Genomic DNA, 5,213 nt, shown 5'->3' on the forward strand with positions numbered 1-5,213 from the left:
CGTGGAGAGCGATCTCTTCGAGCAGGACCATGAACTGTTCCGCGACTCGGTCCGCGGCTTCGTCGACAAGCACGTCGTCCCGAACCTCGAGAAGTGGGACGGTGACCGGCTCATCGACCGCGACACCTGGCTCTCCGCCGGCAAGCAGGGATTGCTCGGACTGAGCGTCCCCGAGGAATACGGCGGGCCCGGTGAACTCGATTACCGATTCCGCGTCGTGATCCAGTCCGAGATCGCACGGGTGGGCGCGTCGGCGCTGCAGTCGGGATTCTCGACCAACGACGACATCGTCCTCAACTACCTGCTCCGTCATGCCACCGACGGGCAGAAGGAGCGGTGGCTGCCCGGCTTCGTCACCGGCGAGACGATCGGCGCGATCGCGCTGAGCGAACCCGCCGCCGGCAGCGACCTGCAGGGCATCACCACCACCGCGGTGGCCGACGGAGACGGCTGGATCCTCAACGGATCCAAGACGTTCATCACCAGCGGCATCCTCGCCGACCTCGTCATCGTCTTCGCAAAGACGGACCCCGGTGCCGGCTCGCGTTCCTTCAGCCTCTTCGTCGTCGAAGAGGGAATGCCCGGGTTCTCCCGCGGCCGCAAGCTCGACAAGATCGGCCTGCACGCCCAGGACACCGCCGAACTCTTCTTCGCGGACGTGCGTGTCCCGAAGGAGAACCTGCTCGGCGAGCTGGGTAAGGGCTTCGGCTATCTGATGCAGAGCCTTCCGCTCGAACGGCTGGGGATTGCCATCGCCGCCCAGATGTCGGCGGAGGCCGTCATGGGCTGGACACTCGACTATGTCAAGGAACGCACCGCCTTCGGCAAACGCATCGCCGAATTCCAGGGGCTGGGCTTCACCCTCGCGGAACTGCAGACCGCGGTAGAGGTTTCGCGAACCTACATCGACCGGTGTGTTCACGAGTACAACAAGGGCACGCTCACCACCGTCGACGCGTCGAAGGCGAAGCTGTGGGCCACCGAACTTCAGGGCCGCGTCATCGATGCCGGTGTCCAGTTCCACGGCGGCTACGGCTACATGATGGAGTACCCGGTCGCGAAGGCGTTCATCGACGCCCGAATCCAGCGAATCTACGGCGGCACCAACGAGATCATGAAAGAGATCATCCATCGCGATCTGCTGAAGGCCACATAGCCGGACAACGAAAAATGGGGACCCGATGTCGATCGGGTCCCCATTCTCGTCTTCCGCCGGAGCGCAGCCCGCGCGTGCGCTCAGACCGCGGCAGACACCGCCGCCGGAGCATCCGCGACCTCCTGCAACACACCCTCGCGCACGAGCGAGTCGATCTCGTCCGAACTCATCCCGAGGACGGTTTCGCAGATCTCCCGGGTCTGCTGCCCCGCGAGCGGCGCCTGCCGCAGCGGCCAGTCCGGCAACGTCGCCACGTGCGCGACCTGCTTCGCGGTGGGCAGGGGACCGGGAAGCAGCGCGTGTTCGAGTTCGGTGTAGGCCTCGCGAGCGACGAGCTGCGGGTGGGTAAGCAACTCCGGCAGGCGGACCATCGCCCCAGCCGGAACACCTGCCGCCTGCAAGGACTCCATCGCCTCTGACGGCGTGCGTCGCGCAAGCCACCCGGCCAGCACCTCGTCCGCCTCCACGCGGTGTTCGATGCGCGACTCAGCGGTGGCGAAGCGCGGGTCGTCGACCAGGTGAGGCTGCTCGATCACACCGCACAGCCGCGTCCAGTCCGCGTCGTCGCGAACCGTCACCACGCACCATTCGTCGTCGCCCGCGCACGCGTAGACCCCGGACGGCGCCGAGTACGGATCGGCATTGCCCGGTGCGCCGATCGATCCCGGCTCGAGGTACTCGGCGACGAGCTGATTACCCAGCTGCACGATCGCGGTATCGGCCTGCGCTACCTCGATCGCCGCGCCGCGCCCGGTCCGAAGCCGGTTGATCAAAGTGGCGAGAATGGTGGTCGCGGTGACCTGTGCGGCGATGTGGTCCGGGTAGACGGTCGAGCCGTCGCACAGGCCGTCGGAAGCATCCGAATACCGCCACAGCGCCGAGACGCCACAGGCGGCGCGCACCAGCGGCCCGTAGCCGAGGCGCGTGTTCCACGGTCCGACGCTGCCGAACGCGCTGCTCTCCGACACGATGATGCGCGGGTTGACTTCGGCGAGCTCGTCGTACGACAGGCGCATCGAGGCGAGAGTGCCGGGTTTGAAGTTGGCGAGCACGACGTCCGCGTCGGCCGCAAGTTGCTTGAAGATGCGGATGCCTTCGGGGCTGCGCAGGTTCAGGCCGAGGCTGCGCCTGTTCCGATGCCCCCAAGCCACGGACGCTGCGAGGGACGACGCCCGCTTCGATTGGCGCAGCCCGTCCGGGAAGTTCAGGTTCTCGATCTTGATGACGTCGGCGCCGTTGTCCGCGAACTGACGTCCGAGTTCGGCACCGAACACCACGACCCCCATGTCAAGGACCCGCAACCCCTCGAACGGCCGCGAGCCCGTCGCGTGCCGCGGCGCGGGAATCGGATCGCGAGCATCGGAGGTGTTCGACGCGAACACCGTGCTATTGTGCTCGCCGAGTTCCGGTGCGCGGGAGCGTATTCCGGCACGCACACCGTCGATCCTCGCGTATCCGGACGGGACCCGTGCAATAACGCTCGGGGCGATCTCGGTGTCGACGAATGTGCCCGACACGTCGAAGTGCTCGGTGGTCAGCACCTCCGCGACGGTGTTGAGTCCACCGATCGGGATACCCCGAGCGGCGCCCTCGACGACGAGCTGATCGCGCGTGTAGCTGCTGAACAGTGCATCGATGAGCGGGTTGAGCCGGTCGGACGCCGCGAATCGCGCCGGGATGGTGTCGTACTTCGGGTCCGCGAACTCCTGCGGCTTGCCGAGCCATTCGAACATCGACCTCCACTGGCGTTTCGCGAGCAGGCAGATGCGCACCTGCCCGTCGGCGCAACGCAAGACCGGATAGAAGTTGGCGGCGTCGGGGCGGCCTCGCGGGAAGTCCTCCGACCGGCCGGCGGCGGCGGAACCCTGCACGCCGAATCCGGGATCGAAGCCGTGCACGATGACCTCGAACGCCGAGATGTCGACAATGTGGCCACGTCCGGTGTGCAGGCGATCGAAGTAGGCGAGCAGCGCCGACCACGCCGTGTGCACACCCACCGACTCATCGACAAGACCGTTGGGCGGGAGCAGAGGTTGTTCGCCCGGTTCACCGGATCGCGACAGCACACCACTGAGCGCGTAGAGAACCGGCTCGGTCGCAGCCCAGTCCCGGTACGGACCGTCCTGACCGAAGCCGGTGATCGACACCGCGACGAGTGCGGGATTGACCCGGCACAAGTCCGTGGCACCCACACCGCGCGCGGCGAGGAAGCCCGGCGCGAACGACTCCAGCAGAATGTCCGACCGCCGCGCGAGGTCGCGGAGCCGTTCCCGGTCGCCGTCCACGTCGAGATCGAGCGTGACCCCGAACTTGTTCGCGTTGCGCAATGCGAAGGGGATGCTCACCCCGTTGCACACCGGCTGCGCCGAACGCGAAGCCGATCCGGCGGGTCGCTCGACCTTCACGACCTCGGCACCGAGGTCTGCGAGGAACCTGCCCGCGGTGTCCCCGAGCCCGTCCGTCAGGTCCAGTACCCGGACACCGTGCAGTGGTAGTTCCATCATGTGCTCCAAAGTGTGTTCTCGTCGCGAAATCCGCTGTGATCAGCGAGTTCCGAAGTACACGGACTTCGAGGTGAAGTACGGTGCCAGGCCCTCCGGGCCGAGCTCGCGGCCCAGCCCCGACGACTTGACGCCGCCGAACGGTGCATCGAGGTCGAGGGCGTAGTAGTTGACTCCGACAGTCCCGCTGTGGATCCGCGCCGCAAGGCCCAGTCCGTGCTGCTCGTCGGTTGTCCACACAGTGCCGCCCAGTCCGTATTCGGAGTCGTTGGCGATCGCCACCGCGTCGTCCTCGTCGTCATATGCGGTGATGGTGAGCACCGGACCGAAGATCTCCTCCTGCGCGATGCGTGCGGAGTTGTGGACGTCGGCGAACACCGTCGGCTCCACGAACCAGCCGATCGGCTGGGATGCGGGCCGTCCACCCCCGGTGGTGATGCGGTAGCCGTCGGCGCGCCCGGACTCGATGTAGCCCAGCACCCGATCGCGCTGCGCCGCCGAGACCAGCGGCCCGATGTTGGTGGTTTTGTCCAGCGGATCGCCGATGGTCAGCGCCCGCACCGTCTCGGTGACCGCCTCGACGACCTCGTCGTAACGCGACCGCGGCGCGAGAATGCGAGTGCTGGCGTGGCACGTCTGGCCGTTGTTCACCAAGGACACCTCGAGCAGGTTCTTCGTGAATACGTCGAGATCGGCACGGTCGGTGACGATCGCCGCGGACTTCCCCCCGAGTTCGAGGGTGACCGGCCGCAGCAGCCGCCCGCACACCTCGCCGATTGCACGACCGGCCGGAGTGGAGCCGGTGAACGCGACCTTGTCGACGCCCGGGTGCCCGACGAGGTACGCGCTCTCCTCTCGACCGGCAGGAACGATGTTGATCACCCCGGCCGGCAGACCCGCATCGAGTGCCGCGTCGGCAAAGGCGAACGCATCGAGCGCGGTCTCGGGCGCGGGCTTGAGCACCACCGTGCACCCTGCAGCAAGGGCGGGAGCGAGTTTCATGGCCGCGAGCGGCTGCGGATAGTTCCACGGTGTGATCGCCGCAACCACCCCGATCGGTTCCCGTCGCACCACGGTGCGACCACCGAAGGCGCTGGGCCGCACGTCCTCGTTGGATGCGCCGCGGATCAGACCCGCGTAGTACGAGAACATCGCTGCGGCACCGAAACCGTTGACGCCGTTCGACAATGCGATCGGCATACCGTTCTCGCGGCTCACCAGCCGGGCGGTGTCGCGCCCACGAGACTTCAGTGCCGCCGCAAACTTGTCGAGCAGATCGGCACGGTCGGCGTTGGTCAGCGCGCGCCACGGCCCGGCCGCAGCAAGGCGTGCCGACGCCACCGCAGCATCGATGTCAGCCTTCGAAGCCATGGCCGAACGTCCCAGCACCTTTTCGGTGGCCGCCTCGATGACGTCCACGGTGCCACCGGACTTCGGGGCCACCCACCGGCCACCGATGAACAGCTCGTTCCTGTCCGTGCTTTTCGTGTCACGGTGGTTCATATCGCGCCTTTCGGAGGTGGCGGTCAGAGGGTGTCTTCGTGGCCGAACAGCAC

Annotated in this window: 3 protein-coding genes; 1 reads left to right on the forward strand and 2 read right to left on the reverse strand. The window is 67.0% G+C overall.

The features are described 5' to 3' along the window. Position 1: 1 nt before the first annotated feature. The gene (locus WAW17_RS14910) at positions 2–1,156 is read left to right on the forward strand and encodes an acyl-CoA dehydrogenase family protein (RefSeq protein WP_422333730.1); all 1,155 of its coding nucleotides are present in this window, start codon (positions 2–4) and stop codon (positions 1,154–1,156) included. 80 nt (positions 1,157–1,236) lie between these two features. On the opposite strand, the gene WAW17_RS14915 is transcribed toward WAW17_RS14910, so the two are convergent. Next, positions 1,237–3,660, reverse strand: a complete 2,424-nt coding sequence (locus WAW17_RS14915) for a CaiB/BaiF CoA transferase family protein (protein ID WP_422333731.1) — start codon at positions 3,658–3,660, stop codon at positions 1,237–1,239. A 39-nt stretch (positions 3,661–3,699) separates the two neighbouring features. Next, positions 3,700–5,160 carry an aldehyde dehydrogenase gene (locus tag WAW17_RS14920; protein WP_422333732.1) on the reverse strand — a complete coding sequence of 487 codons (1,461 nt, stop codon included), beginning with the start codon at positions 5,158–5,160 and terminating at the stop codon, positions 3,700–3,702. Positions 5,161–5,213: the final 53 nt, after the last annotated feature.

The sequence above is a fragment of the Rhodococcus sp. (in: high G+C Gram-positive bacteria) genome, assembly GCF_049286785.1.
Taxonomy (GTDB): Bacteria; Actinomycetota; Actinomycetes; order Mycobacteriales; family Mycobacteriaceae; genus Rhodococcus_F.

Coding starts and splice junctions, on each gene's coding strand:
- WAW17_RS14915 (WP_422333731.1), bottom strand. CDS start 3,660: ATGATGGAACTACCACTGCACGGTGTCCGGGTACTGGACCTGACGGAC.
- WAW17_RS14920 (WP_422333732.1), bottom strand. CDS start 5,160: ATGAACCACCGTGACACGAAAAGCACGGACAGGAACGAGCTGTTCATC.